Raw genomic sequence first — 25,976 nt, 5'->3', positions numbered from 1 at the left:
TCTTTGCTCAGCGTATAGGCTTTCAGGTAATGTTCCTTTGCTGTGAACACGCCATAATATTCGCGCTCGCCGGGCTTGAGTGTGCTCTGGTCTTCAGGCAGGCCGGCGCCACCTCCCCAGCCGTATTGGGTGAGGATCCAGCTATTGCCCCAGTAACTCATATGGTACATGCCTTTTGCAAGTTCGTAATTGAGTTGGGCCTGTTTTTCAGGATCTGTGGCCTTTGCCAGGTCGCGCTGCAGCTGGGCCATGCGCTGGGAGAAGGTGAGCTTGGTGTATTTCCTGGTGTCCTGCGCGGTGGGCGCATGCGTGTCCTCTATCAGGTCAGCAAAGGGATTGGCGATAAGATAAGTGGAATATGGTTCCTGTGAATAGTAAGAAGTGGGGATTTTAGCAAACCATTTTTCTGCTTCTTCAAATTTGAACTGGCGCAACAGGGCGGTTCCGGCCACATCATTCACATCATCCTTGCTGAAGGTATTGTTAGCTACCATGAACTTCTCGAAAGTATTCAGTTTGGCATTGTTCAGCAGGGTGATGAGCTGCTGCACTTCTTCGGCTGAGAGATCATCGCGGAGGATGCTGGTTGAGCTGAGCCAGTAGCCCCATCCTTCCTTTACATAGGTTTTCTGGATCCATTCGGCGGTACCCAGACAAAGCAAATATTTCACTTTATCGGTACCGGTCATCTGCTGGTAGCGGGGAGCCAGGATATCAGCAAAGATGCGGCGATAAAAAAGCGCATAATCATTATTGTTAGCAGCTTTCTGTTGAAGCCATTGGAGGGAGGGGAAGATCTGCTCTTCAAATTTCTTATCGATCGTTGGCTGGCTGTTGATGGTCAGCAGCAGGTTGGTCATGCCCCACTGGTCCTGTAATTCAGGCGAGAGGTTTTTCTTGTATTCGTCAAGCAATTTGCGGCTTGCGGCATAATCCCCGTTGATCAGCGAGAGGTGCGCAGCGGCAATGCCATAGAGGTTCCTGTTTGGATTGTTTTTTTGTTTTGCGGCCTCCTGGCAGAAGGCTGCAAAGGCTTTCGCTTCAGAGATCCAGCTATTGGCTGTTTTATTACTTTCGTCATTGGGATTATTCCTGATGGAAAGCATCTCACGTTTTTTCGCTTCAACACCGGTGCTGAATACATGCTCTTCTACTTTATTCAGTTCCCGTACCAGCAGTATTTCCAGCAAGGGGGAGGCAGGAGCCATCTTGTAGATGTTTTTGATGGCATTCAATTCTTCACTGTTGCTGCCCAGTGCAAAGAGGCCGAGCGTGTTGGCTTTTTCGAGATCGTTCTTGCAGAGTGCCAGAACGGCTTTACGATTGTTCTCGTCAAATCTTTTCACAGACCAGTCAAAGCTCATGTAATTCGAAACACGCATCACTTCATTCTTTGCGAAGAGCTGACTGAAGATGTACGCGCCTTCATTATTCTGACCGGTACGGGTGAGGGCTCCGGCTTTCAGAGATAGACAGAGGTCCTGCAGGATACTTTTAGTGGTATTGGGCTTCACCAGTTGATCGTATTGCTGGATGGCTTCCTCATACCGCCCTGCGTAATGAGCCAGCCTTACCACCTGGTAAGCGAAGCGCAGTTTGATGAATTCGTTTTTTGCTACGTTGAACAGCTGCAATCCGTTCTTCTGGAGTTTGGCCATTTTGTCTTTATCACGCTGAATGGGTTCCCAGGAAGTCCATTCTCCGGTAACGGTTGGTTCAACCTGCTTTGCATACATGAGGTAGCCGAGTGCTTCCAGATCTTTGCTTTTGATGAAATATGCAGTCATTCCATTATTCCTGATGGAGTCGGGAATGGCAAGCGGCTGGTTCTTTTCCAGGTGATAATAAAGGTTGGCGAGGTGCTTACGTTCATACTTCACTACAAAGTCGATGGCTGCTTCTTTGGTGAAACTGTTATTGCCATAACCTGCCCATTCTGCTGCAGTAACATCGGAGGTGGTCACAGGTTCAGCTTCCTGGTAGAGGAACTGCACACTAGTGTAATAGAAGGGCGAGTAGCCTGTAACTTTGGTATTGTTCCTGGCAAAGAAGCTAACGTAATAATCGTAAGGATCTGATTCGCCGCCTGCACAGCCGATGATATTATACGGAAAACATAAGGCAACGGCATTAATGCAGACCAGAAAAAATAGTTTGTATTTCATGGGTTGAGTAATTATGCAGCGTTAATGAATCAAGATGATATAATGAAACGGTCAGTCGCTTGTTCCTGATCTTTGGTTTCAGGATGCGGACAGACTGCATGATGTGGTCAAAGTTACTATCTTCCTGCCTGATCAGATCATCTTTGTGCAGATCATATCCCAGCAGTACCGTGTCTTTCAGGAGGCGGTACGTATTGGCCTCCCTGTTAGTAAGTAGAATGTTATCAAGGTTTTCAGTGGGCAGGTTTTGTATCAGGCCTGCATACTGATTCTTCCTGAACAATACTTTCCAGTTGAATAGCGGAAATGCTATATCGAGGTCTAAAGGGTATTCATCCAGGTTTGAAGTGTATTGCTCCAGGTCTTTGGGATCGAGGATAGAGTTCTTAGTCTGCGGGTTTTTGAGGTTACCCATATTGTAACACATGAGCAGTCCGCGGTCCACCGGTGGTATGCCTGTTTTGGCTTTGTACTTGCACTGATAAAGCCTGATGGTGGCGGAAAGGGTCTTTCCCTGGAACCAGGGATGCTTCTTCAGTTGCTCCAGTAACAGGAAATACCGGTCGCGGGTAGTGGCGGTCCAGTCGCAATCCATCTGGATCTCGCGGATAGCAGCATCGGGTAGCTGCTGATCCCGGGTGCTTTGAAGCAGCCCTCCGATCTGTTCAGCGAGCGCAGTAACAGAGGATGAGTCCATCAACTGTATGGTTTCATTGGTAATGAATACGGTGGGTACTACCTGAACCTGATTGGCGGCGAGGAAACTGCGGGTACTCCCGGCAACCTGAATTTACGCAACAGGCATGGCGCGTTGCTGGGGGGCATTCCAGGCTACATCAAAAAACTTCACATACATTTTACGGGATTGTTGCAGAAAAGTATTCTGTTCGGTGGCATTCAGTGCTACCTGTGATTTCCAGTAATAGAAGGCGGGTTCAACAGTATGTTGCTGCTGTGATTGTTTGCAGCCCGGTAATACAATTGCGGCCAGCGCGGCTGCCTGCAGGTAATTACGGATAGTGAAATTCATGGTGGCCCAAAAGTAAATTGTTTTTTGGGTATGATTTCCTCTCCTTACTTTTACGGCCTTTAATAGGAGCTAATGACGGTTCAATTTGGTTATGACAAAAAGCAGGTGATACAGGCGCTGCGGTATCACTTTCTGATGAGGCCCGAGATCAAGATCCTGCTGATCTTCATCAATGTGTTTGCCATTCTTTCTGCCGTGCTGTTTGCCTATAAGATCATTCAGCCGGTGTCTTTCCTGATGTTTTCCCTTCTCTGGTTCATACTGATGCTGGTGATCTGGCGATTCCTCCCGGCCAGCATTTATAAAAGGTCCGGCACTTTCAAGGATCATTTCATCATGCATTTCAGTGAAGAGGTGGTGACCCTGGAAACGGAGCGCGGATCAAAAGACTGGACCTGGGATTCTTTCAGCAAATTCATCGAAAGCCCCTATTTCTTCCATCTGTATTTTGACGCCAGGAGTTTCTTCATCATTCCCAAAGAAGCATTTGTGGATATTGCTGAACTGCAGCAGGTGCGGCAGTGGATGAAAACCAGGATCACTAAGTGATCCGGCGGCTTATCCGGGTTTGTATTTGCTTTCCTCAAAGATTTTTGCGGGCACGGTCTGTAACAGCTGTTCAGGTGTTACAGAAGGATTCTTGCTCAGGTATTTTCTGATGATCTGCCTTCCTACCCACATGCCGATGAAGCCGGGTGATGCCTGGCCAAGGGCTTGCGTAAAGGGGCCTTCGGTTACATATTCCTTGATGAGGTCCGGATCATTTTTGTAGAGGAGGCCGTTGGTGAGGAAGAAGTTCCAGATATTGCCTTCATTGTCGTTACAGCCTTTGAGTTGTTTGCCGGTATAACCGGTAAGCAGGCTGTCTGGCGTATACGGAAGGAATTTCTCCAGCACATAGAGCCTTTTCCCTTTTTCCACCATCTGTTCTACGAGGTTGCGGCCGCCGGTCTTTTCCGGATAGATATCATCGATGATATTCTTCATGCAGTTAACGGCAATATATTCCGGGGCGAAGCGCCTTGAAACGTAGGCCGGGTAAAGCTGCTGTCCCATTTCAGAATGATAGATGGAGAAATTGCTTCCCAGGTGGAGCTGAAGGCCTACGGCCAGGCCGTCCTGCGTGATCACATCGCCATATTTACCCAGGCTGGCTTCAAATGCGGCATCCATCGGCCCGATATAAGTGATCAGTTTACCCGGCAACTGGTATTTTGGGAAATAGTACTTCACAAACTGAAGTCCTTTCCTTACTTCCTTTTCATAAGGGGAGAAATCGCGGAAAACCTTGTCTACAGAGTCTTTGATGGGTTGATAATCATGGCGGAATTTGCGTATCAGCATTTCAGGGCTTACCTGGCTGCTGTCACCATTCATTGGGGGCAGACCAAGAATATTGATGGCATAATCGCTAAAGAAATTGCCGTATTTACCGGCCACCTGGGCCATATCCACATCCATATTGATGGTGTCCACAGCAAAGAAGTCCTGTTCAAACCTTTGCACGGTCAGGTTCACTTTGATATCCGAAACATCAGGGATATTCCTGTCTTTACAGGCGGAAAGCCCGGTTATCAGCAGCAGGGCGAAGGCGGTTTTCTTCATGCCAGTCAAACGTTTGTGGCAAAAATATGTTGTAAAAGGAAATCCAAAATTTAAATTACCCGGATGGGGCTTAAATTTGATGTATGAAGATCGCATTAGCGCAGCAAAATTATCATATCGGCAATTTTGAAGATAATACCCGGAAGATCATCGGCGCCATCCAGTATGCCAAATCGAGGGGAGCAGACCTGGTGGTGTTTTCAGAACTGAGCATTTGTGGCTATCCCCCACGCGATCTTTTGGAGTTCAACGATTTTGTGAACGAATGTTACAAGGCCATCGATATCATCAAGGAACATACTGATACCATCGGGGTGATCGTGGGCTGTCCGCAGCGCAACCCTGAAAAAGAAGGGAAGGACCTGTTCAATGCCGCCTGGTTCCTGTATGAAAAACAGGTGATCGGTGTGGCACAGAAAACATGTCTCCCTACCTACGATGTGTTTGATGAGAACCGCTACTTTGAGCCGGCCTACCACTGGGAAGTGGTCCGTTTCAAAGGGAAACGCATAGCCCTCACCATCTGTGAAGATATCTGGAACCTCGGCGATAACCCGTTGTACAGGATCAGTCCGATGGATAAACTGATCGTTCAGCAGCCGGATCTCATGATCAATATCTCGGCTTCTCCATTTGATTATGATCATGATGATGACAGGCTGGAAGTGATCCGCGCCAATGTGCTCAAATACAAACTGCCGATGTTCTATTGCAATACCATCGGTTCACAAACTGAAGTGGTATTTGATGGCGGAAGCCTGGTAATGGATGCACAGGGCAGGGTGATCAAGGCCATGAAAGTATTTGAGGAAGATTTTGCCATTGTGGATACGGAACAGGAGCAGTCAACCCTCACCACTAAGTCTCCTGCTTCTCAGAAGCGTGCTACCAATACATTTGATAAAGAGATGAGGGTGTCCAAAGTAGATGATCCTGACAGGATCATCGAATACCTCACGTCAGAAAAGAATATCGGAGAGATCCATCAGGCGCTGATCCTGGGCATCAGGGACTATTTCCGGAAGATGGGTTTCTCCAAAGCCATCCTTGGTTCTTCGGGAGGGATCGACAGCGCTGTTGCATTGGCGTTAGCTTGTGAAGCATTGGGCAAAGACAATGTGCGTGCCATCCTGATGCCCTCCCAGTTCTCCTCCGGCCACTCCGTAACTGATGCGGAGCAATTGAGCAGGAACCTCGGCAATCCCTACGATATCATCCCTATCAAACCTGTGTTTGATCAGTTCATCGATAGCCTGCAGCCGGTTTTCAAAGACCTGCCTTTCGGCCTGGCCGAAGAGAATATCCAGAGCCGTACGCGTGGCAATCTGTTAATGGCCATCGCCAATAAGTTCGGTTATATCCTGCTCAATACTTCCAATAAAAGTGAGCTGGCAACCGGCTATGGCACGCTGTATGGTGATATGGCCGGTGGACTCAGTGTACTGGGAGATGTATACAAAATGCAGGTGTATGCCCTGGCTGAATACATCAACCGGAACGGGGTGATCATTCCGGAGAATATCATTCACAAAGCTCCTTCTGCAGAGCTGAGGCCTGATCAGAAGGACAGCGACAGTCTCCCTGAATATCCTGTGCTCGACAAAGTGTTGTATCAGTATATCGAGAGAAGACTGGGGCCGAAGGAGATCATCGGAATGGGCATTGAGGAAGCGCTGGTGCGGAGGATACTGAAGCTGGTGAATACGGCTGAATACAAACGAAATCAGTTCTGTCCTATCATCCGGGTGAGCAGCAAGGCGTTTGGTGTGGGAAGAAGGGTGCCGATAGTAGGAAAGTACCTGAGTTGATCTGCATGTAACTTTTACTAAAAGCGTGCCTGGTAGCTCGCCAGAGGCGAGCAAATAGCAGTCACTCGCGGGGACGCGAGCGACTGGGCACAGCAAAAATAAACAGGGGCTGACCTTTTGAAGTCAGCCCCTGTTGGTTGTATGTCAAGAAATTTTCGGCTGGTTCTTTTTCTTATTTGCGATTCAGGTACACCGTATAGGTAACGGTGATATCGCCTTCTTTCTCGGTAGAGCTGCCTACCAGTTGTGTTTTGGTGAAGCTGACGATCTCGTAAGTGCCGCTGAACAGACCTGCTTCCAGCGTAACCTTGTTGTCTTTTACAGACCAGGTGGCTGTTTCATCATTGTCGCACTTGGTACCTTCGTCAACAATGGTCAGCACGCCTCCGGATTTCAGCTGGAACACATCGTCCTTGTAACAGGCGGGTACATCTTCCATGATAGATGCTTCCACATTGCCTGTGATGTTACTTTTTACTTTGTAGTCGGCGATCGTATAACTGCCGATCATGTTCTCTTCAGTGACAGCTAATTTGTCGTCTTTGTCTTTTTTACAGGAGGAGAATACGGATAAAATAACGAGGGTCAGGAGGGTGAGTCTAAGCATAGGTTTTTTCATATAGGGGGTTTTAAATTGACGTTCCACCCCCAAATAACTGCGATCCACCCGTTTTATTGTGTTCCGTTCCGGGTATATATTATCGTGTTAAAGACACGTGGAAGGCAAGTTGGCAAGCATATTGCAACGGCTTTTCGCGTAATTTTATATCTTGTTATAAATCATTCATGCTAAACCCGGTTTATGGTATTAACAGCCGATGATATCCGCCAACTAAACGAGAAGATTCAGTACCACAGTTCCTTTATTGACCGGCTACGCGACGAAACGGCCCGGGTGATAGTGGGGCAGCACCATATGCTTGACCGCCTGCTGATAGGCCTCCTCAGTAACGGGCATATTCTCCTCGAAGGGGTGCCTGGCCTGGCTAAGACCCTTACCATCAAGAGCCTGTCCCAGGCTGTGCAGGGTAAGTTCAGCCGTATCCAGTTCACGCCTGACCTGCTGCCTGCGGATGTGATCGGTACCATGATCTACAACCAGCAGAAAAATGAATTCATTGTAAGGAAGGGGCCCATCTTCGCCAATTTTGTGCTGGCGGATGAGATCAACCGGGCTCCTGCCAAAGTACAAAGTGCCCTGCTGGAAGCCATGCAGGAAAAGCAGGTGACCATCGGCGATACCACCTACAAACTGGATGAACCATTCCTGGTACTGGCAACGCAGAACCCGCTGGAACAGGAAGGCACCTATCCACTGCCGGAAGCACAGCAGGACCGCTTTCTGATGAAAGTGATAGTTGAGTATCCCACGCAGGAGGAGGAGCAGATGATCATTCGCCAGAATGTGCAGGGACTCAGAGGCCCTGAGATCTCCAAAGTGGTATCCATGGAAGAGGTTATGGCGGCCCGTGACCTGGTACGCCAGGTGTACATGGATGAAAAAGTGGAAAAATACATTCTCGATATAGTTTTTGCTACACGTTACCCTGATCGTTATAAACTGGATAAACTGAAACCGCTGATCTCTTACGGAGGTTCACCCCGCGCCAGCATCAACCTGGCACTGGCAGGAAAGGCGCATGCCTTTCTGAATAAACGTGGCTATGTGGTTCCTGAAGATATCCGGAGTATTTCAAAGGACGTGCTGCGCCATCGTATCGGCCTCACTTATGAAGCAGAAGCAGAGAATGTGAATGCTGTGGACATTGTAGATGATATCCTGCGCGCTATCCAGGTACCTTAACCCCGGCCAATGCTCACAACAACAGAGATATTAAAAAAAGTAAGAGAGCTCGAGATCAAAAGCAAGCGGCTTACCCGGCATATTTTCACCGGTGAGTACCACAGTGCTTTCAAGGGCAGGGGTATGCACTTCAAAGAAGTGCGTGAGTATATGCCCGGTGATGATCCCAGGTTCATCGACTGGAATGTGAGTGCCCGCTTCAATCATCCTTTCAGTAAGATGTTTGAAGAGGAAAGGGAGCTTACTGTGATGCTGCTGGTGGATGTAAGCGCCAGCTCGCTCTTTGGCACTACCAGTGCGCGAAAAATAGATCTGATCACTGAAATTGCCGCTGTACTTGCCTTTTCGGCCATCAGCAATAATGATAAAGTAGGGCTTATCTTCTTTAGCGATAAAGTGGAGAAATCCATTCCTCCTAAAAAAGGAAGGGACCATGTATTGTACATGGTCCGCGAACTGCTTACCATGCAGCCCAAACAAAAGGGTACCAGCCTGGGCGAGGCGCTGCGCCGTTTCACCAATTCAACCCGTCAGCAATGTATTGCTTTTATGCTGAGCGATTTCCAGGATACCGGATTCAATGATGCCCTGAAAGTGGCAGGCCGGAAGCATGACCTGGTAGGCATCAAGATCTATGATAAACTGGAAATGCAGTTGCCTGATGCAGGCATGATCCTGGCGGAAGATGCGGAAACCGGGGATCAGATGATGGTAGACACCAGCGATTACCTGGTGCAGCAGAAACATCAGTCTGAGTTTTTCAAACATACCGAATATTGCAAGCAGGTATTTACGCAGGCAGGCTGCGATCTCTTACATATACGCACAGACGAAGATTATGTGAAAGTGCTCAAGAAATTCTTTATCGGCAGAAATAAATAGGATACATGAAAACAGCTTTGCTGTGGCTTATTGCACTCATCGGTACCCTGGGTTTGAAAGCACAGGTACTGGTAAAAGCTTCGGTAGATAAGGATGCCATTCTTATCGGCGAGCCGGTGAAGCTATTATTGGATGCCCGTATGCCACTCGGCTCACAGGTAAGCTGGTTCTCTCTGGATACCATTCCTCATTTTGAATTTCTTGAAAAAGGGAAAGTGGACACCATTGAAGGAGTGGATGGAAAAAAGATCCAGCAGGTGATCACCATCACCAGTTACGATACAGGCTACCGGGTGATCCCACCGCTTTCTTTTAAAGTAGGACAGTCAACGTTCAGCACAGATACGGTGGGCGTAACAGTTACCTACACGCCTTTCAATCCGGAAGCGGATTACAGGGATATCAAAGAAATTGAAGAGGTGCTCAATCCTTCAGCAGGTTATATTCCCTGGATAATTGGCGGGGTTACCCTCATTGCCATTGCATTGATCATATGGTTGCTGATGGCGAAGAAGAAAAAGGATATGCCTGTGGTGGAGAAGGTAGTGGAGCTTACCCCTTATGAAGAAGCTGTGAATGCCCTTGATACCTTGAAGCAGAAAGGCTGGCCACAACCTGTGGAAAGCAAATATTTCTATACACAGCTTAATGATGTGCTGCGTGTATTTGTGATGCGCAAACTCAAAATATCATCGCTTGAAAAAACAAACGAAGAACTGATCAGGGCGCTGGCCATGCTAAAGCCGGATCCTGAGCAATTCCGTCAGATGGCGGAAGCCCTGCAGATTGCCGATTTTGTAAAGTTTGCAAAATATACACCGGGCGATGCAGACAATGAAAGGAATTTCAACAGCATCCGTGCTGCCATTACCATACTCAATAATCTTACCTGATCTTGCTATATAACTGGTTCCAAAATATAATTTTTGCCCATCCTTGGTTCTTTGCACTGCTTGCCGTGCTGCCGGTAATGATCTGGTGGTACCTGAAAAAGGCAGACAGGCAGGAAGCTACTTTCCTGGTGTCTTCCACGGCTTCTTTCAAAGGAAGTTCTTCCTGGAAGAACCTGTTCAGGCATTCCATGTTTGTTTTCCGTTGCCTGGCTGTATTATGTCTGATAGTTGCCATGGCAAGGCCACAAACGCGTAATGATGAAGAGCTCAAAACGGGAGAGGGAATCGATATCATTCTTTGCCTGGATGTAAGCGGAAGTATGTTTGCACAAGACCTGCTGCCCAACAGACTGGAAGCTGCCAAGCAGGTGGCAGCCAATTTCGTGGACAGCCGTGCTACTGACCGGATCGGAGTGGTGATCTTCTCAGGCGAGAGTTTTACCGTTACTCCGCTGACAACCGATAAAGAAGTGCTCAAGAGCAGTATCTACAATATTCAGCTGGGCGCATTGGAAGATGGAACCGCCATCGGCGATGGCCTGGGGATCAGTGTTGCCAGGCTCAAGGATTCCAGAACCAAATCCAAGGTGATCATCCTGCTTACGGATGGGGAAGACCAGGGCGGAAGGATCAGTCCACTTGAAGGAAAGGACCTGGCCAGGACCTATGGCATCCGCGTTTACACCATTGGGGTGGGAACGGATGGTTATGCGCCTGTGCCTATTACTGATGGAGGAGGAAGGATCGTATCACGCCAGCAGAAAGTGAATATCGATGAAAAGTTATTGCGCCTGATCGCAGAACAGACTGGTGGCCTGTATTTCAGAGCCCGCGACAATGAGAGCCTGAAGGGCATATACACAGAAATTGACCAGTTGGAGAAATCAAAAGTGGAAGTAACTACCTTCCGGCGCTATACGGAACGTTTTCATCCCTTCGCGATTGCCGCCGCTGCCTTACTTTTGCTGGAAATGGCATTGCGGTATACTTTGTTCAGGAAATTCCCGTAGTGTATTACAGATATGAAAGCAACGGTATACAAATCAACAGGCAGCTGGTATGTGGTGAAAGCGGAAGACGGTCGTTTTTACAATGCACGTATCAAAGGGGTGTTCAAGATAGATGGTATCACCAGTACGAATCCTATTGCGGTAGGCGATATGGTGGGTATCAGTCCCGAGCCTGGTACGGATAATAATGCCATGATCGATGAGATCACTGAGCGCAGGAATTATATCAACCGTCAATCTCCCTCTCATAAACATCATCATCATATTGTGGCGGCGAATCTGGACCAAAGCCTGCTGTTCGCCACGTTAAGGGATCCTAAAACATCCCAGGGTTTTATAGACAGGTTCCTGGTTACCTGTGAAGCCTACCATGTGCCTGCCATCATTGTGTTCAACAAGGCTGACCTTTATAAGAAGAAAGAAGAAGAGAAATTTGAAGCGCTTTCGGAAATGTACAGCAGCATCGGTTACAAAGTAGTACTGATGTCTGTTGCGAAGGGCCAGGGAGTGGAGGAAGTGAAGGCTTTGCTGAAAGACAGGGTAACGCTGATGAGCGGTCACTCCGGTGTGGGAAAATCCTCTTTCCTCAATTCCATATTTCCTGAATTGTCGCTGAAAACACAGGATGTGAGTGGCTGGAGTGGAAAGGGTATGCATACCACCACTTTTGCGGAAATGTTCGATCTTCCGTTTGGCGGCAGCGTGATAGACACACCGGGGGTGCGCGAGTTCGGGCTGGTGGATATTTCCAGACAGGAGCTGAGCCATTATTTTCCGGAAATGGCCAGGCTGATAACGGAATGCCAGTTCAATAACTGCATGCATGTGAATGAACCGGGCTGTGCCGTAAAAGAGGCTGTAAATGCGGGCACCATTGCAGTTGACAGGTATGTCAGCTACATGACCATCATGGACTCCATCAACGATAAGAAATATTAAGCAGTATATCTTCTCAGCTGATGTACCAGCAGTTTGTTCTCCAGGTAGGATGCCACTTCCACAACGGCATCATTTTCTTTCCTTAATGCTTTCCTGAATTTGAATGGATAGATAGAAACTCCCGTGTAAATATTATAATGAAGTGTCAGCGGGAAACCCTTATACTGGAAGTTCCAGGCTAATGTATCGGGATCTTCTTCTTTGCTGGTGAACGGGAGATCGAGTTCTTCTGAGAGGATGGAGGCCACTTCATAGAAACGTTTGAGGCCGCAGTCATCATCAATGATAGCTTCGGTACAGCCGAAGTCGGTACGGAGTGTGAGGCTCATACAATACGGATTTGGGTTTGCAATAAAACCGGGGCTTATGATCTGAACTTCTTTGCTTTCGGCAGTTTTTCGCCGCTCAGGATGCGTTCTGCACCTGCGTTCTTGCTATTGGCAGGGCAACCATACTTTGGACCGAACACACTGTTCCAGAGCTTGCAGGAGGAGCCCCCGGTGATCACCACCAGGCAGATACTCATCAATACGATCGAACGAATGGTTTTCATAAGCGATAACTTATTCCGGTTAAACGAATTTCAAGCTAGGAATATTATTCCACCGGGTCAATAGTTCTACCCATTTTCCCCAGTAACCTGATCCCTGAACCAGTCTGCGTACCGTACGTAATTGTTTGCTATTCTGTCTATTTCGCCATGTATTTGCGTTGCGTCAATATCTTTTACTTTTTTTGCGGGAACACCTGCCCAGATGGTGCCGGAGGGTACAATGGTGCCTTCCAGCACAACGGCGCCTGCCGCAATGATGCTGTTGCTGCCGATCTGCGCATTGTCCATCACAATGGCGCCCATGCCGATCAGTACATTGTCGTGGATAGTGCAGCCGTGCACAATGGCATTATGACCAATGCTCACATTATTGCCGATGATGGTCTTGGTTTTCTTGTAGGTGCAATGGATCACCGCTCCATCCTGGATATTCACTTTATTGCCCATGCGCACACTGTTCACATCACCTCTCACTACGGCATTGAACCATACGCTTCCCTCATTGCCCATGTTCACATCACCAACGATGGTGGCATTGGGGGCTATAAAACAGTTTTCTCCGAATTGCGGGTATACCCCGTCTACATGTAAGATTAGTGGCATGGAACAAATATCCTGAATTTTCACCAGTTGAATGGAAATCTGTTCAAGTGAAGGAATTTGGCTTTATTTGTGGTTCTAAGTCAAATCAGTATGAACCAAAGGGCAATGTTTCTCCGGCATGTGGCGCAAACCTCCCCCGCTCCCCTGGCGCTGGAAATAGTGAAGGCAGAAGGTACGATGCTGACCGATGCAAAAGGAAGGGAGTATATCGATCTTATTGCAGGTATCAGCGTTTGTAATATCGGGCATCGTCACCCGAAAGTGGTGAAAGCCATCAAAAAGCAGGCGGATGAATACCTGCATCTGCTGGTGTATGGTGAACTGGTGGAAACACCACAGGTGGAATATGCAAAACTGCTGAGCGATCAGCTGCATAATTCTCTCAATTCCGTTTACTTCACCAATTCAGGGGCGGAAGCGGTGGAAGGCGCCATGAAGCTGGCCAAGCGTGCTACCGGCCGCACACAGATCATTGCATTCAACCAGAGTTATCACGGGTCCACACAGGGTGCATTGAGCATCATCGGAGATGAGTATTTCCGGAATGCATTCCGGCCATTGCTCCCTGATGTGCTGCACCTGGATTATAATTCCTACGATGCCATTGAAGCCATCACATCACGCACCGCCTGCGTGATCGCAGAAACCGTACAGGCGGAGCGCGGCATCTATGCGCCCACCAAAGAGTGGATGAAAGCCTTGCAGCAGAAATGCAAACAAACCGGTGCGCTGCTGATCCTGGATGAAATTCAGACAGGGTTTGGCCGTACAGGTACATTGTGGGGATACCAGCAGTTCAAAGTAGTGCCGGATATTGTACTGCTTGGCAAAGCATTGGGTGGCGGCATGCCATTGGGGGCATTTGTTGCCAACAGGAAGCTGATGAACAAGCTCACGGAAGATCCGGTATTAGGGCATATCACCACTTTTGGTGGTCATCCTGTATGTTGTGCGGCAGGACTGGCTGCGATGAAAGTGTTGCTCAAAGGCGGTATCATGGAGAAAGTGGCGGAGAAGGAAATGTTGTTCCATAATCTGTTGCATCATCCGAAGATAAAAGCAGTGCGGAGTTGCGGGTTGATGATGGCTGTTGAGTTCGATAGTTTCGAAACGAATAAGAAAGTAATCGATGCGTGTATAAACAGGAAGAAGGGGAATACAAGGGTGTTGACGGACTGGTTTTTGTTTGCGCCGAATTGTTTGAGGATAGTGCCGCCGCTGACGATCAGTAATAAAGAGATCAAGGAGGCTTGTGAAATAATTATTGAGGCGATAGAGAAGGTGAAGTAAGATGGAAGAATAAATGATTGATCCCCGGGTGTGAGCCCGGGGATTTTTTTTGTTGAACATATTGTAAAATAATTTAAACTGAATTGTTCAGACACTGTCTGAACAATTACAAGGCATTTAATTATAGTTGTTTATCATAAATGCTCACTTACATTTCTATAAAAAAATGGAATAGTGGAAACCTTGATTCCAGGCAATAAATCGAGAAGTTTTGAACGAAAAAAAATCCGATAGTGAATAGATCACGTAAGTTTGGTTTCGGTTATTGATATCCGTTATTATTAATTTAAATCATCAAACCATGTCAGAAAAGAAAAATTCAAATGACTTATCAGTGCTAAGCTTTGAAGGTTTAACTGGAGCAATTTTAAAAACAAACGACTATTTTCTAAAGCAAGTACAAAAACAAGTAAATGCCTCAATGACATTGCGAAATTGGATAATTGGGTATTGTCTGTACGAGTATGAGCAAAAAGGTCACGACAGAGCTGAATATGGTGAGCGAATTTACAAAAAACTATCTTTACGGTTGAAAGAATGCGGGGTTAAAGGATTTTCATATGGTGCATTGCACCAGTGTAAGCAATTTTATATTATTTATCCGCAGATAGCTGAAGATGCAAAAAAGGCATTTGGTGTAAATTTTCAATGTGTGAAGCCTTCAGCGATTGTTGCCCGCTCACTAAAAGGATTGAAGCCGACGCCATCTTCCTCACTTATCAATCGTCTTTCTTATTCGCATATTCTTGAGCTTATCAAACAAGATACTTCACTTAAGCGATTTTTTTACGAAACTTCTGCTATTAAAAACAATTGGTCTGTACGGGAATTACAAAGGGCTATTGAAAGCAGATTGTTTGAGCGTACAGGTCAGGGTAAGGAAAAGGGATCCATCATTGAAGTCATGCAAAAAGGATCGGGCACTACACCAACTGACCTTATCAGGGATCCTTATGTGCTGGAATTTCTAAACATCGAAGAGAAGGCGCCACGTGATGAAGCGAAACTAGAAGCAGCTATTATCAGTCATCTTCAGAGCTTCATATTGGAATTAGGTAATGGATTCTGTTTTGAAGCAAGGCAGAAAAGATTGACAATTGACGGTGACCACTACCGCGTAGACCTCGTTTTCTACCATCGCGTGCTCAAATGCCACGTTCTGATTGAATTGAAAATGGATACATTTTCCCCCGGGGACGTAGGTCAGATGAATATGTACCTCAATTATTTTAAAGACAATGAAATGCAGCCTGGTGATGCAGATCCGATCGGTATCATCCTGTGCACAGATAAAAGTGAAACAGTTGCCCGATACGCAACAGCCGGCGTTTCACAAAACCTGTTTATTGCAAAATATCTGACCAATCTGCCTACAATAGAGCAGCTTCAGAATTTCATCGAACAGGAAAAAGCATACGAATCCCAGTAGTTATCCCGGCCATCCTAACGTTCTTTCGGCAAATATCCCTGCACTACTTTTTCGAATGCCTCCAGTTCCCTTGCTATCCAACCTGCATCGTGTCCCATCAATTCTGATAGTAAGCCTGCAACCACCGGAGCCGCAGCCAGCGCTGCCTTTGCATCCAGTAATATTGCCCTGGTCCTCCTGCTGAGCACATCTTCCACTGTGATCGCCCACTCTTCTTTTACTGCCCAGAGCACCATTGCTTTGGTATAAGGTAAATCAGGATGTATCAGTTCGCCCATTGCAGGATTGGCGGCAATCAATGCATTGATACCTGCTGTATCGGTGCCGTAATAATAATCATCCGTATTGAAATCATCTGTTGGTTGTGCGCCATGGATGCTCAGGTCTTTGGTAACCGAATCCCTGTAAGGAAGTTGTGCATATACCGCAGCAGTGTTGACCACATCTTCAGACATCTTCCGGTAGGTGGTCCATTTGCCGCCAAGGATACTTACCAGTCCGGATGGAGAAACTGTAACAAGATGGTCCCGCGAGATTTCCGCCGTTTTCTTGGCAGTGCTTTTCACCAATGGCCGCAATCCTGCAAATACACTTTTGATATCTGCACGGGTAGGGTCTTTGGTAAGATAACGTGCTGCATGATGCAGGATGAAATCGATCTCTGCTTCCTGTGCAACAGGTTCTGCATCGATATGATCCACGGGCGTATCTGTTGTTCCCACAATGATCTTGTTATGCCAGGGAACTGCAAAGAGTACGCGGCCGTCATCGGTGTGCGGGATCATGATAGCGGCTTCGCCGGGGAGAAATGATTTGTCGAGCACCAGGTGGATACCCTGGCTGGGTGCAATGCTGGTGGGTTTACCGGGTTCGTCCATTTGCTGAACGCTGTCTGAAAAAACGCCGGTGGCATTGATCACTACGCGGGCTGTTACTTCATATTCTTTTCCACTGATCTGATCCCGTACCTGTACGCCATTGATCTGTCCGTTCGTTTTCAGCAATCCTGTTACGCTGAAATAATTGAGTAAGGTTGCACCTGAGTTGGCGGCTGTCTGCGCAAGGTTTACGGCTAGCCGCGCATCATCGAACTGGCCATCGTGATAAAGCACGCCGCCGCGTAATCCTTCAGCATCAAGCGTAGGCGCCAGTTGCAGCACTTCTTCTGTGCTCAGCCTTTCCGAGGCGCCGAGGCCCAGGCTGCCGCTCATCCAGTCGTACACTTTGAGGCCTACACCGTAGTATGGACCTTCCCACCACTTGTAATTGGGAACTATGAAGGATTGATTTTTGACAAGATGCGGCGCATTCTTTTTCAGCAGTCCCCGTTCCCGGAGTGCTTCCAGCACCAGTTTGATATTGCCTTGTTGCAGATACCTGACGCCTCCATGCACCAGTTTGGTGCTGCGGCTGCTGGTGCCTTTTGCAAAATCGAACTGTTCAAAGAGAATGGTGCTGTACCCACGGGAGGCCGCGTCCACTGCGGCTCCCAGGCCTGAGGCCCCGCCGCCGATCACAAGGATATCCCAGGAGGATTTGAAGTTTTCCAGTTTGTGAAGATGTGCCGCTCTGTTCATGTCATTGTTGTTTCCGGGTGATAGATAGGATGCCGTTCATAATAAAACAGTCAGGGCTGGGGGAACTGGTTGATTTTGGTCGTAATTTCCTTATACAAATAAAACCAAGTTTTGTTATGCGATCTACTATTTTACACCGCCCGATCCTGGGAGGTATCTGGATGGCTATGTTGCTGGCCTCCGGAGCAGTCATGGGAGCGGACCATTACAACCCGGTTAATACCGACACCATCCCTAAAAAAGGCTTCGCCTTCACGGAAGTGAAGACGCTACCGTTGAAGCCTGAACGAAATATCTCTTTCAATACTGATGAAGGCACCTGGATGTCTGTTGATATAAGCCCCGATGGCAGTACCATCGTATTCGATCTGATGGGCGATCTCTACACCATCCCCGCTGCCGGAGGAAAAGCCACCCGCATCACGCGCGGACTGGCCTTCGATACTCATCCACGATATAGCCCTGATGGGAAAAAGATACTTTTCACTTCTGACCGCAGCGGTTCCGAAAATATCTGGTACATAGATACAGAGAAGAAAGATACCGTGCAGGTGACTAAGGACCGCGATCAGAACTTTCCCAGCGCTGCCTGGACCCCAGATGGAAATTATATCGTTGCCGCCAGAGGGCGCCTGGATGTACGTCTCTGGCTCCTTCACAAAGATGCCGGTGGTGGCGCACAACTGATGGATGCGCCAGGTACCAAAACCATCGACCCTGCCGTCAGCCCCGATGGCCGCTACATTTACTATTCCCAACGCGCAGGATTCTGGAACTATAATGCCATGCTGCCGCAGTACCAGCTGGGGGTATTCGACAGGGACAATGGAAAAACCATGACCCTCACCACCCGCTATGGTTCCGCATTTACACCCGTGCTTTCCAAAGACGGTCAATGGCTGGTGTATGGCTCGCGTTATGAAGACAAAACCGGTCTGGTGATCCGCAACCTGAAGAACGGCGACGAAAAATGGCTGGCGTACCCTGTGCAGCGCGACGATCAGGAATCCATCGCAACCATGGGCGTTCTGCCAGGCATGGCTTTCACGCCAGACAGCAAAGCAGTGATTACATCATATGGGGGCAAAATATATCGGATACCCGTAAACGGTAGTAAGCCGGAACAGATCCCTTTCAACGCGGATGTTGACCTTGAGCTCGGGCCCCGCCTCGAATTCAAATATCCTGTTTCTGATACTGCCTATCAACTTGCCACGCAGATCAGGGATGCAGTTCCTTCTCCCGATGGAAAAAAACTGGCATTCACCGTATTGAATAAACTGTATATGATGGATTACCCGGGCGGTACCCCCAAAAGGGTTACTACCTATAATTTCACAGAAGCAGAACCGGTATGGAGCCCCGATGGGAACCATATCGTATTCACATCCTGGTCAGCCAATGGAGGTCACTTGTACAAGGTGAACGTAAATGGCAGGCAGGTGATCCAGCAACTCACCAAAGAGCCTGCGCTCTACAGCAATCCCGCCTGGAGCTCCAATGGAGAAAGGATCGCTCTGGTGAGAACAAAGAACCAGCGATACAAAGATGCGATCAGTCCGTTTGGCAACAGCAATGAAGATGAACTGTGCTGGATCAGCGCCAACGGTGGAGACGTCAACTATATCGATAAAGCCAATGGCCGCAGCAATCCGCATTTCATCAAGGGCGACGACCGGATCTATCTCAATAACGGCGGCAGCCTCATCTCCCTCCGCTGGGACGGATCTGATGAAAAAACACATGCAAGGGTAACGGGTATCACCACCTATGGTATCAGTAACCTGAAAGATCACGGTCATGATCATACACTTGATGCCACCAACTATTGCATGCTCTCGCAAAATATGGCAGATGCCATGGAAGTGCAGACGCCGGCCAGCGCAGCTATTGTATTGCTCTCTCCAACCGGAGACCGCGCCCTGGCGCAGGTGAACAATGATATCTTCATTTTCACCATGGTGAAAACCGGTAAGCCCCTGAATATTTCAGTGGCCGACGCAGGCTCCACTATTTACCCGGCCCGTAAGCTGACTGAACTGGGTGGTGAGTTTCCTGCATGGGAAAGTGACGGAAAGAAAGTGCACTGGTCTATCGGCAACAGTCATATCGTGTACAATCTGGAAGCGGCAGAGAAGTTTGACGATAGTCTGAAGCTGGCAAGGAAAGCAGAAGCTGAGAAAAAACAAACGGATACTGTGGCAAAGAAAACAGACAGTACTCAAAAAGCACTGGCTGCCAAACCTCCTAAAGAGGATCCGAAATACAAACCGGCTGAAACGCAGGTGAAGATCTGGTTTGAGAAAGACATGCCTAAAGGCGTGGTGCTGCTGAAAGGCGCACGCATCATTACCATGAAGGGGTCGGAAGTGATAGAGAACGGCGACTTACTGGTGGTGAACAATCGCATCAAGGCAGTGGGGCCATCCGGTAGCCTGCAGGTCCCTTCGGGTGCAAAAGTGCTTGATATGAATGGGAAGACGATCGTGCCCGGTTTTGTGGATTCGCACTCACATATGTGGAATCCCTGGGGAGTTCAGAAAACAGATTCCTGGATCTATACTGCCAACCTCGCTTACGGTGTAACCACCACGCGTGATCCGCAAACCGCCACCACCGACGTGCTCACATACAGTGATATGGTGGATGCCGGTAAAATGCCCGGGCCCCGCGTGTATTCAACTGGTCCTGGTGTTGGTTTCTGGATGTACAATATCAGGGACTCTGCGCACGCCAGCACCGTACTGAAACAGTATAGCCAGTATTACAATACAAAATACATCAAGATGTATATGCTGGGACCACGCCAGGTGCGTCAATGGATCATCAAGGCTGCCAAAGACCAGCAATTGATGCCAACCACGGAGGGCGGTCTCAATTACAAAATGAATATCACCAACCTGCTGGATGGTTATCCGGGTCATGAGCATGCGATCCCTGTTTATCCATTATACAAAGATGTAACGATCGGAATCGCTGAATCCAAAATGTGCGTAACCCCCACGCTGCTGGTTAGCTACGGCGGTCCCTGGGCAGAGAACTATTATTACGAAACGGAAGCTCCTTACAATGATAAGAAGCTGGCCTACTTCACACCCTATGAAGAGCTGGCGGCCAAAACCCGCAGGCGCAATGCCTGGTTCATGCCCGAAGAACATGTGTTTCAGAAGCACGCGAAGAGCATGAAATCGATGGTGGAAAAAGGCGCACTTGCCGGGATCGGCAGCCATGGCCAGTTACAGGGCCTCGGTTTCCACTGGGAAGTATGGGCTGTTCAGAGCGGAGGCATGAGCAACCTGGATGCTTTGAGAACAGCAACCATCCTGGGTGCTGAAGGATTGGGGCTTGACCACGACCTGGGCAGCATCGAGGCAGGCAAACTTGCCGATCTGATCATTCTGGATAAGAACCCGCTGGAAAATATCCGCAATACCAATACTATCAGGTCTGTGATGAAGAATGGCAGGCTCTATGATGGCAGTACCATGGATGAGCTCTGGCCCGCACAGCGGAAATTAAACAGGAGTGAATGGAATTATCCTGCTCCCGTTAACAATACAGGTGTGCAGGAATAGCAGGTAAACGGCTACCTTTGTTCACGCTTGTAATTATTCGCTCACTTTAAAAATTCGCTATGCGCAAGTTTCAAATTGTTCCCGCCCTGCTGATCCTGGGAGCTGTGGCCTGTAATGATGCTTCTACAGAAAAGAAAGCAGAAGGTGCTGACACAACAGCTACTGCTGCTCATGATTCACATGATGGCCATAACCATGATCATGCCGCTGCAGGAACTGAAATAGCACCTGTTCCGGAAATTCCCGCAGGCGCTAAAGTGTACTTCAGGAACCTGAAAGACGGTCAGACAGTAACTTCTCCGTTTAAAGTGGAAATGGGTGTTGACAATATCGCATTGGATACAGCGCGTGATATCAAACCCGCATCCGGTCACCATCATATCCTGATCGGCATCGATTCACTGCCTATGGGAACAGTTGTTCCTAAAGACTCCACGCACCTGCATTATGGTAATGCCCAGAAGGAAGCCGAGCTCAGCCTGCCTCCCGGAAAGCACAAGATCTCCCTTCAGTATGCAGATGGTATCCACCGGTCTTACGGTTCCAAACTGAGTGCAACCATCACAGTTAATGTGAAGAAATAAGCTCAGTACCCATCATAAACAGATCCCGGTTGTTCCACAGCCGGGATTTTTTATTTCCGGAACTTCACAGTTACTCATTGCCGTTACCGGTTTTACGGGAAAGGAAGTATTTTGCTTCGCGAAAACCCCTAAAATATGATTCGTTCACTGATGCGTGCCCTTACGGCGATTATTCTTTTGCAACTGCCGTTGATGCTTTCCGCACAAAAAAAGGAAAAACCCGGTATGTTATGGAAGATATCCGGCAACGGACTTTCAAAACCTTCATATCTGTTGGGTACTATACACCTGAAAGACAAACGGATCTTCCAGTTTCCCGAATCATTGTACCAGGCCATCGATCAAACAGAGGGGCTTGCGCTGGAGTCGGATCCTCACTGGCCTTCGGTTGTAAGAAGCGGAGACTCGCTTGCCAGGATCACGCTGGTGAAGAATCGCATGAAAGCCGCCAATTTCAAAAGGATCAGTGCCAGGCTGGCTGCTATTTTCAAAAAGTCTCCGGATGAAGTTACCATCTATGATCTGGATGGCCATATGACCACTGTTTATGCCCGTGTAAGGCCGGGGAACAATATGAGTACCAGCCTTGATCCCTTTCTCTACAGTATTGCAAAGAAAATCGGTAAGTGGACGGGCGCATTGGAAGACAGGGGTGATGAAGTGTCTGTGCCCACAGATACTATCACCGAACATCATATCAAAGAAATCCTGAAAACGGATGAACAGCTTGCGAAATTCATGGACTCCATTATCACGGTTTACCTGAGTGATGATCTTGGGAAATTCAATAAACTATATGGCAGTTCAAGTGACAGCTCTGCATTGATGGTGCGAAGGAACCTGAAAATGGCAGCGCGGATGGACAGCCTGATGCATGTGCGCACCATGTTGTTTGCTGTAGGCCTGGGGCACCTTGACAATGGCACGAATGGCCTGCTTACCCTGATGCGTAAACGGGGCTATACAGTTGAACCGGTACCTGTCACAAAACGTGAATTTATACTTGACCATCCATACACATATAATGAGCTGCCGTGGGTGAAAGTGAGTTCAAAGGATAATACTTTTAGTGTTGATATGCCTTACTCTCCTGATAAAGATGATATAAGTGTCATTAAGGGAGGAGGTTCCCAGACTTATTTATTCGACTTCGCTTCTGGCATCTACTACTCTATATCGGCATATCCTGCACCACTATGGACCAGCGGAGATACAGTGATGAAGGCCGTGCTGCTTAGCTTCGATTCTACTCTTACCCTCAGGGACAAGCGGATTGAGGCCAATGGCCTGACCGGAAAGGAGTGGGAGTCGGAAAATATGAAATGGAATGTGAGAGCAAGGTTTTTTGAAAAGCAGGGAATATGGTTCATGCTGCTTGCTTTCAATGAGTCTGCTGCAGAGCTTCCCCGTGCCGATGTTGACCGCTTTTTCGGTTCATTTTCCCTGGATGAAAAGGCGCTTGCAAAAACACTGTACCCGGAGTATTCCAATGCTTACCTTGGATTAAGTGTGCGGATGCCTGAAGACAGGAAACCTGTCAGAAGGGAGGAAAACGAGAACGCCAGGTCATATGAGGTATTTGCAAGCGATTCGGTTAAAGGAGTCAGTTATGTACTTGTTACCGAAACCCTCCTGCCAGGTTACAACAGAAGTGTGGATATCCCGGTATTGGACCAGCATTACCTGAATTTTCAGAACAACGCATCGGTACGGAACCTGGATTTCACCGACTACAAGGTGGAAGGCATGCCTGTGCGGGTGTTACGGTTCAATATACTGACAAAGCAGGGGAGTTATTACTGCTCCTTGCTGGCCTTGTTAAGAGGCAATAAAACCTATTATTTAGGAGTACGCAGTATTGATTCCTCACTTACCATGGAGCATGAAAAGTTATATTATTCTTCCATCCGCTTTTTGCCGCCGGAAAGCAAGGGGTGGGGAGTTAATCCCGTTCCGGGTAATGCGCTGCCCGTGTGGAGCCCGGAACCTTTCATCCGTTACGAGGATAGTACGATCAGGGATTTACGTTATACAACGTATGACAGTGCAGCTACTACTTCTATGGTGATCATCAAGCAGCCTTTCTATAAATATTACTGGCATGAAAGTGATACCGCTTTTCTGCGCAGCTCAAGTATGATGAATAAAAAAGAAGGTGATAGTTTATTGTCGTTTGAGTTCACCCAAAATGGTCCGTTCAAAGCAGCTGAGGCCTATATCCGTTACGCTTCATCACAAAATATCAAACGTTTAAGAGTTATGGTGAACGGGGATTCCCTGATAACCCTTTTTACAACCGGAGATATGCTGACGCTAAGAAGCCCTGATCTGGAGCGCTTTTTCAAAGAGTTCATGCCGGATAATAAACAAAAGCCTTCGACCATCTTCACAAATAAGGGGGAAGCATTCCTGGAAGCACTTGATAACGAGGATTCTACTGAGTTTGACGACGCAGCAGGTGCATCACAGGCAATTGAATTCAGCAGTAAAGACCTGCCACTTCTCTACAAGGGGCTGGTCAGACCCTGGAAACACGAAGAGCAATTTATCAATCACTATTTCGCACAGAAAATCCTGGAAATAAAAGATCCCGGTTCCGTGAATGCGTTACAGGAAATGTATAACAAGCAGCTTGCGGATGAAAAGCTGGTGAAAGGAGAAATACTCTGGATACTGGTAAAGTGGAATACTGCAGAAACGCATAAGATCGCTACCGCCTATTTGCTGAAAGGGATCCCACTGAGTGACCGTGTCTATGACATCCTGAATTCGTACAGCGACTCTCTTGAACTGACAGTGCCTCATGTGAAAACTTTGCTGCCCTTGTTGAAAGATTCACTGGGCTGCGCTTTTGTTATTCAGCTTTGCAATAAGTTAATGGCAAGGAAAATGATGCAGAGATCGATGCTGGACCCATATAAAGAACAGCTGTTCAGTCATACCAGGGAATTCCTCGCTTCTCCTGATTTCGGATTGATGGAATCCAATTACTGGTACCCGTCTTCCATGGTGCAGATGCTGGTGAATTTGAATGACTCCAAATCAATACCCTATCTCCGTCAGTTCCTCCACAAACCGATACCCATGGTGAAAGCCCATGCCGCACTGGGCCTGCTTGCCTACAAGCAAAATGTGCTTTCAGAAGAACTGGTGCCTGCAGCGGCTGACAGCAAAATGCGTAATTTCCTTTATGATTCGCTGGTGGTATTGAAGAAAGAATCCCTGTTCCCTGTTGAATACGTGAAACAGCAATTGTTCTCCGAATCAGAGCTGATGGATATTACTTCGGGGTATAAATCTAAAATGGTGAGTATAGAATTCGTAGCTGAAAAAACCGAAGTCTTTAAGAATGAAGCGGCAAAATTTCTTCTTTTCAAAATGGTGTTTGAAACAGGTGGTGAGCAGAATGCTTATCTGGGAATATCAGGGCCATTTCCGGTTGGTACAGGAGCAAAGCCTCAGACAAAAGGAAAGATCTCAGGAGTATTCATAGAAAGGTATTTCAATCATTCCAATCTTTACACGGATCTGAAAGAGTACATATCACAATATGAATAATTATTCTTTAATAAATAAAAGAGCCCGGTGGAAAGTCTCACCGGGCTCTTTTATTTATTCGAACTTCTTAGAATGATAACTTGAAACTGAAGAACACCCCAAACTTCTTCACCTGCTCTTTCGGCAACGGAGTAGGAGATACCCTCCACAGGAAATCCACCCTGAACAGCTTGAAGATATTATCTACGCCTGTGCCCAGCTCTACATATGGTTTGCCATCGAGCGATTCAAAAATATAAGGAGAACCAACAGGCATATTGTAGGCTTTGTTCTCATCGCTCAAACCACCCCAAAGCGCTTTGGCGCTCCAGAACTGGCGGAACTTGAATTTGCGTGTGAGCGGGATAAAGCGGAACAGACCAGGCCCGATATTGTGCTCCACGTTTACGCCTGCATAACGGTCGTGCAGGTACTCATAACGGTTCATGAGGTTGAACGCATACTTGTTGTAATAATAGATCTCGTTACCTGGCGCTACATCCAGCATCATGTAAGGCAGCTTGCCATAAGTGCGACCCGCAAATACATTATAATAGAGCGTTCCGAAAGGAGGGATCTTACTGTAGTCGGAAATGCTGGCGTGTATTTTATTGTAATAGAAAAAGCTGTTTAAAACAACGCATAACCCCCAAGTGTAAAAGAAAAAAACTATATGGAAATAACATCCCATA

The 25,976-nt window shown here is 47.6% G+C and carries 21 protein-coding genes and 1 pseudogene; 12 read left to right on the top strand and 10 right to left on the bottom strand.

Annotated elements, in window-relative coordinates; genetic code table 11:
• The 3 genes from ACTHMC_RS01850 to ACTHMC_RS01840 all read right to left on the bottom strand — a co-directional run.
• Nucleotides 1–2,165: hypothetical protein (locus ACTHMC_RS01850; protein ID WP_440410324.1), on the bottom strand; the 2,165-nt coding region annotated here is incomplete at its 3' end.
• Entirely contained in the window at nucleotides 2,131–2,862 is a 732-nt protein-coding gene (locus ACTHMC_RS01845; protein ID WP_440410323.1) for a hypothetical protein, read from the bottom strand. The genes ACTHMC_RS01850 and ACTHMC_RS01845, both read right to left, overlap by 35 nt.
• Before the next feature lie 93 nt (nucleotides 2,863–2,955).
• Complete coding sequence (locus ACTHMC_RS01840) at nucleotides 2,956–3,195, bottom strand: hypothetical protein (protein ID WP_440410322.1); 240 nt, start codon at nucleotides 3,193–3,195, stop codon at nucleotides 2,956–2,958.
• Between the two features lie 72 nt (nucleotides 3,196–3,267).
• On the opposite strand from ACTHMC_RS01840, the gene ACTHMC_RS01835 reads away from it, so the two are divergent.
• On the top strand, nucleotides 3,268–3,744 hold the full coding sequence (locus ACTHMC_RS01835; protein ID WP_440410321.1) for a YcxB family protein: 477 nt from the start codon (nucleotides 3,268–3,270) through the stop codon (nucleotides 3,742–3,744).
• Between the two features lie 9 nt (nucleotides 3,745–3,753).
• Here ACTHMC_RS01835 and ACTHMC_RS01830 read toward each other — a convergent pair whose 3' ends face one another.
• Nucleotides 3,754–4,800 (bottom strand): gliding motility lipoprotein GldB, encoded by a 1,047-nt coding sequence (locus ACTHMC_RS01830; protein WP_440410320.1) that lies wholly within the window; start codon nucleotides 4,798–4,800, stop codon nucleotides 3,754–3,756.
• A gap of 83 nt (nucleotides 4,801–4,883) precedes the next feature.
• On the opposite strand from ACTHMC_RS01830, the gene ACTHMC_RS01825 reads away from it, so the two are divergent.
• Nucleotides 4,884–6,608 (top strand): NAD+ synthase, encoded by a 1,725-nt coding sequence (locus ACTHMC_RS01825; protein WP_440410319.1) that lies wholly within the window; start codon nucleotides 4,884–4,886, stop codon nucleotides 6,606–6,608.
• 172 nt (nucleotides 6,609–6,780) lie between these two features.
• Here the strand turns inward: ACTHMC_RS01825 and ACTHMC_RS01820 are convergent, their stop codons facing one another.
• Nucleotides 6,781–7,227 (bottom strand): lipocalin family protein, encoded by a 447-nt coding sequence (locus ACTHMC_RS01820; RefSeq protein ID WP_440410318.1) that lies wholly within the window; start codon nucleotides 7,225–7,227, stop codon nucleotides 6,781–6,783.
• A 183-nt stretch (nucleotides 7,228–7,410) separates the two neighbouring features.
• Between ACTHMC_RS01820 and ACTHMC_RS01815 the strand changes: the two genes are divergently transcribed.
• The 5 genes from ACTHMC_RS01815 to rsgA are packed head-to-tail and all read left to right on the top strand — an operon-like array spanning nucleotide 7,411 to nucleotide 12,136.
• The gene (locus ACTHMC_RS01815; RefSeq protein WP_440410317.1) at nucleotides 7,411–8,412 is read left to right on the top strand and encodes an AAA family ATPase; all 1,002 of its coding nucleotides are present in this window, start codon (nucleotides 7,411–7,413) and stop codon (nucleotides 8,410–8,412) included.
• A 9-nt stretch (nucleotides 8,413–8,421) separates the two neighbouring features.
• Nucleotides 8,422–9,294, top strand: a complete 873-nt coding sequence (locus ACTHMC_RS01810; protein WP_440410316.1) for a DUF58 domain-containing protein — start codon at nucleotides 8,422–8,424, stop codon at nucleotides 9,292–9,294.
• 5 nt (nucleotides 9,295–9,299) lie between these two features.
• On the top strand, nucleotides 9,300–10,187 hold the full coding sequence (locus ACTHMC_RS01805; protein WP_440410315.1) for a hypothetical protein: 888 nt from the start codon (nucleotides 9,300–9,302) through the stop codon (nucleotides 10,185–10,187).
• A 2-nt stretch (nucleotides 10,188–10,189) separates the two neighbouring features.
• Nucleotides 10,190–11,197 carry a vWA domain-containing protein gene (locus ACTHMC_RS01800; protein ID WP_440410314.1) on the top strand — a complete coding sequence of 336 codons (1,008 nt, stop codon included), beginning with the start codon at nucleotides 10,190–10,192 and terminating at the stop codon, nucleotides 11,195–11,197.
• A 12-nt stretch (nucleotides 11,198–11,209) separates the two neighbouring features.
• Nucleotides 11,210–12,136, top strand: a complete 927-nt coding sequence (gene rsgA / locus ACTHMC_RS01795) for a ribosome small subunit-dependent GTPase A (protein ID WP_440410312.1) — start codon at nucleotides 11,210–11,212, stop codon at nucleotides 12,134–12,136.
• Here the strand turns inward: rsgA and ACTHMC_RS01790 are convergent.
• The 3 genes from ACTHMC_RS01790 to ACTHMC_RS01780 all read right to left on the bottom strand — a co-directional run bounded on the left by ACTHMC_RS01790 (nucleotide 12,133) and on the right by ACTHMC_RS01780 (nucleotide 13,292).
• Nucleotides 12,133–12,465 carry a DUF3630 family protein gene (locus ACTHMC_RS01790; protein ID WP_440410311.1) on the bottom strand — a complete coding sequence of 111 codons (333 nt, stop codon included), beginning with the start codon at nucleotides 12,463–12,465 and terminating at the stop codon, nucleotides 12,133–12,135. The genes rsgA and ACTHMC_RS01790 overlap by 4 nt on opposite strands.
• A gap of 35 nt (nucleotides 12,466–12,500) precedes the next feature.
• Complete coding sequence (locus ACTHMC_RS01785) at nucleotides 12,501–12,689, bottom strand: hypothetical protein (RefSeq protein WP_440410309.1); 189 nt, start codon at nucleotides 12,687–12,689, stop codon at nucleotides 12,501–12,503.
• A 66-nt stretch (nucleotides 12,690–12,755) separates the two neighbouring features.
• Nucleotides 12,756–13,292 (bottom strand): gamma carbonic anhydrase family protein, encoded by a 537-nt coding sequence (locus ACTHMC_RS01780; protein ID WP_440410308.1) that lies wholly within the window; start codon nucleotides 13,290–13,292, stop codon nucleotides 12,756–12,758.
• Between the two features lie 90 nt (nucleotides 13,293–13,382).
• Between ACTHMC_RS01780 and ACTHMC_RS01775 the strand changes: the two genes are divergently transcribed.
• Both ACTHMC_RS01775 and ACTHMC_RS01770 read left to right on the top strand, forming a co-directional pair.
• Nucleotides 13,383–14,582, top strand: coding sequence for an aspartate aminotransferase family protein (locus tag ACTHMC_RS01775; protein ID WP_440410307.1), 1,200 nt, complete (start codon nucleotides 13,383–13,385; stop codon nucleotides 14,580–14,582).
• A gap of 301 nt (nucleotides 14,583–14,883) precedes the next feature.
• Complete coding sequence (locus ACTHMC_RS01770; protein WP_440410305.1) at nucleotides 14,884–16,011, top strand: PDDEXK nuclease domain-containing protein; 1,128 nt, start codon at nucleotides 14,884–14,886, stop codon at nucleotides 16,009–16,011.
• Nucleotides 16,012–16,025: 14 nt separating this feature from the next.
• Here the strand turns inward: ACTHMC_RS01770 and ACTHMC_RS01765 are convergent, their stop codons facing one another.
• Nucleotides 16,026–17,588, bottom strand: coding sequence for a glycerol-3-phosphate dehydrogenase/oxidase (locus ACTHMC_RS01765; RefSeq protein WP_440410304.1), 1,563 nt, complete (start codon nucleotides 17,586–17,588; stop codon nucleotides 16,026–16,028).
• Nucleotides 17,589–17,704: 116 nt separating this feature from the next.
• Here ACTHMC_RS01765 and ACTHMC_RS01760 point away from each other — a divergent pair, with 116 nt between their 5' ends.
• The 3 genes from ACTHMC_RS01760 (at nucleotide 17,705) to ACTHMC_RS01750 (ending at nucleotide 25,305) form a co-directional block, all read left to right on the top strand.
• Nucleotides 17,705–21,163, top strand: a complete 3,459-nt coding sequence (locus tag ACTHMC_RS01760; protein ID WP_440410302.1) for an amidohydrolase family protein — start codon at nucleotides 17,705–17,707, stop codon at nucleotides 21,161–21,163.
• Between the two features lie 59 nt (nucleotides 21,164–21,222).
• Nucleotides 21,223–21,747: a DUF4399 domain-containing protein gene (locus tag ACTHMC_RS01755; protein ID WP_440410300.1), complete on the top strand. Its 525-nt coding sequence runs from the start codon at nucleotides 21,223–21,225 to the stop codon at nucleotides 21,745–21,747.
• A gap of 225 nt (nucleotides 21,748–21,972) precedes the next feature.
• Complete coding sequence (locus tag ACTHMC_RS01750; RefSeq protein WP_440410298.1) at nucleotides 21,973–25,305, top strand: TraB/GumN family protein; 3,333 nt, start codon at nucleotides 21,973–21,975, stop codon at nucleotides 25,303–25,305.
• Nucleotides 25,306–25,372: 67 nt separating this feature from the next.
• Here the strand turns inward: ACTHMC_RS01750 and ACTHMC_RS01745 are convergent.
• A pseudogene (locus tag ACTHMC_RS01745) lies at nucleotides 25,373–25,976 on the bottom strand (DUF5686 family protein); the annotation flags it as partial.

Source organism: Pseudobacter sp. (assembly GCF_051955275.1).
In the GTDB taxonomy this organism is placed as follows: Bacteria; Bacteroidota; Bacteroidia; order Chitinophagales; family Chitinophagaceae; genus Pseudobacter.
The sequence above is the reverse complement of the archived record's forward strand: the minus strand, read 5'-3'. Positions and strand labels throughout refer to the sequence as shown.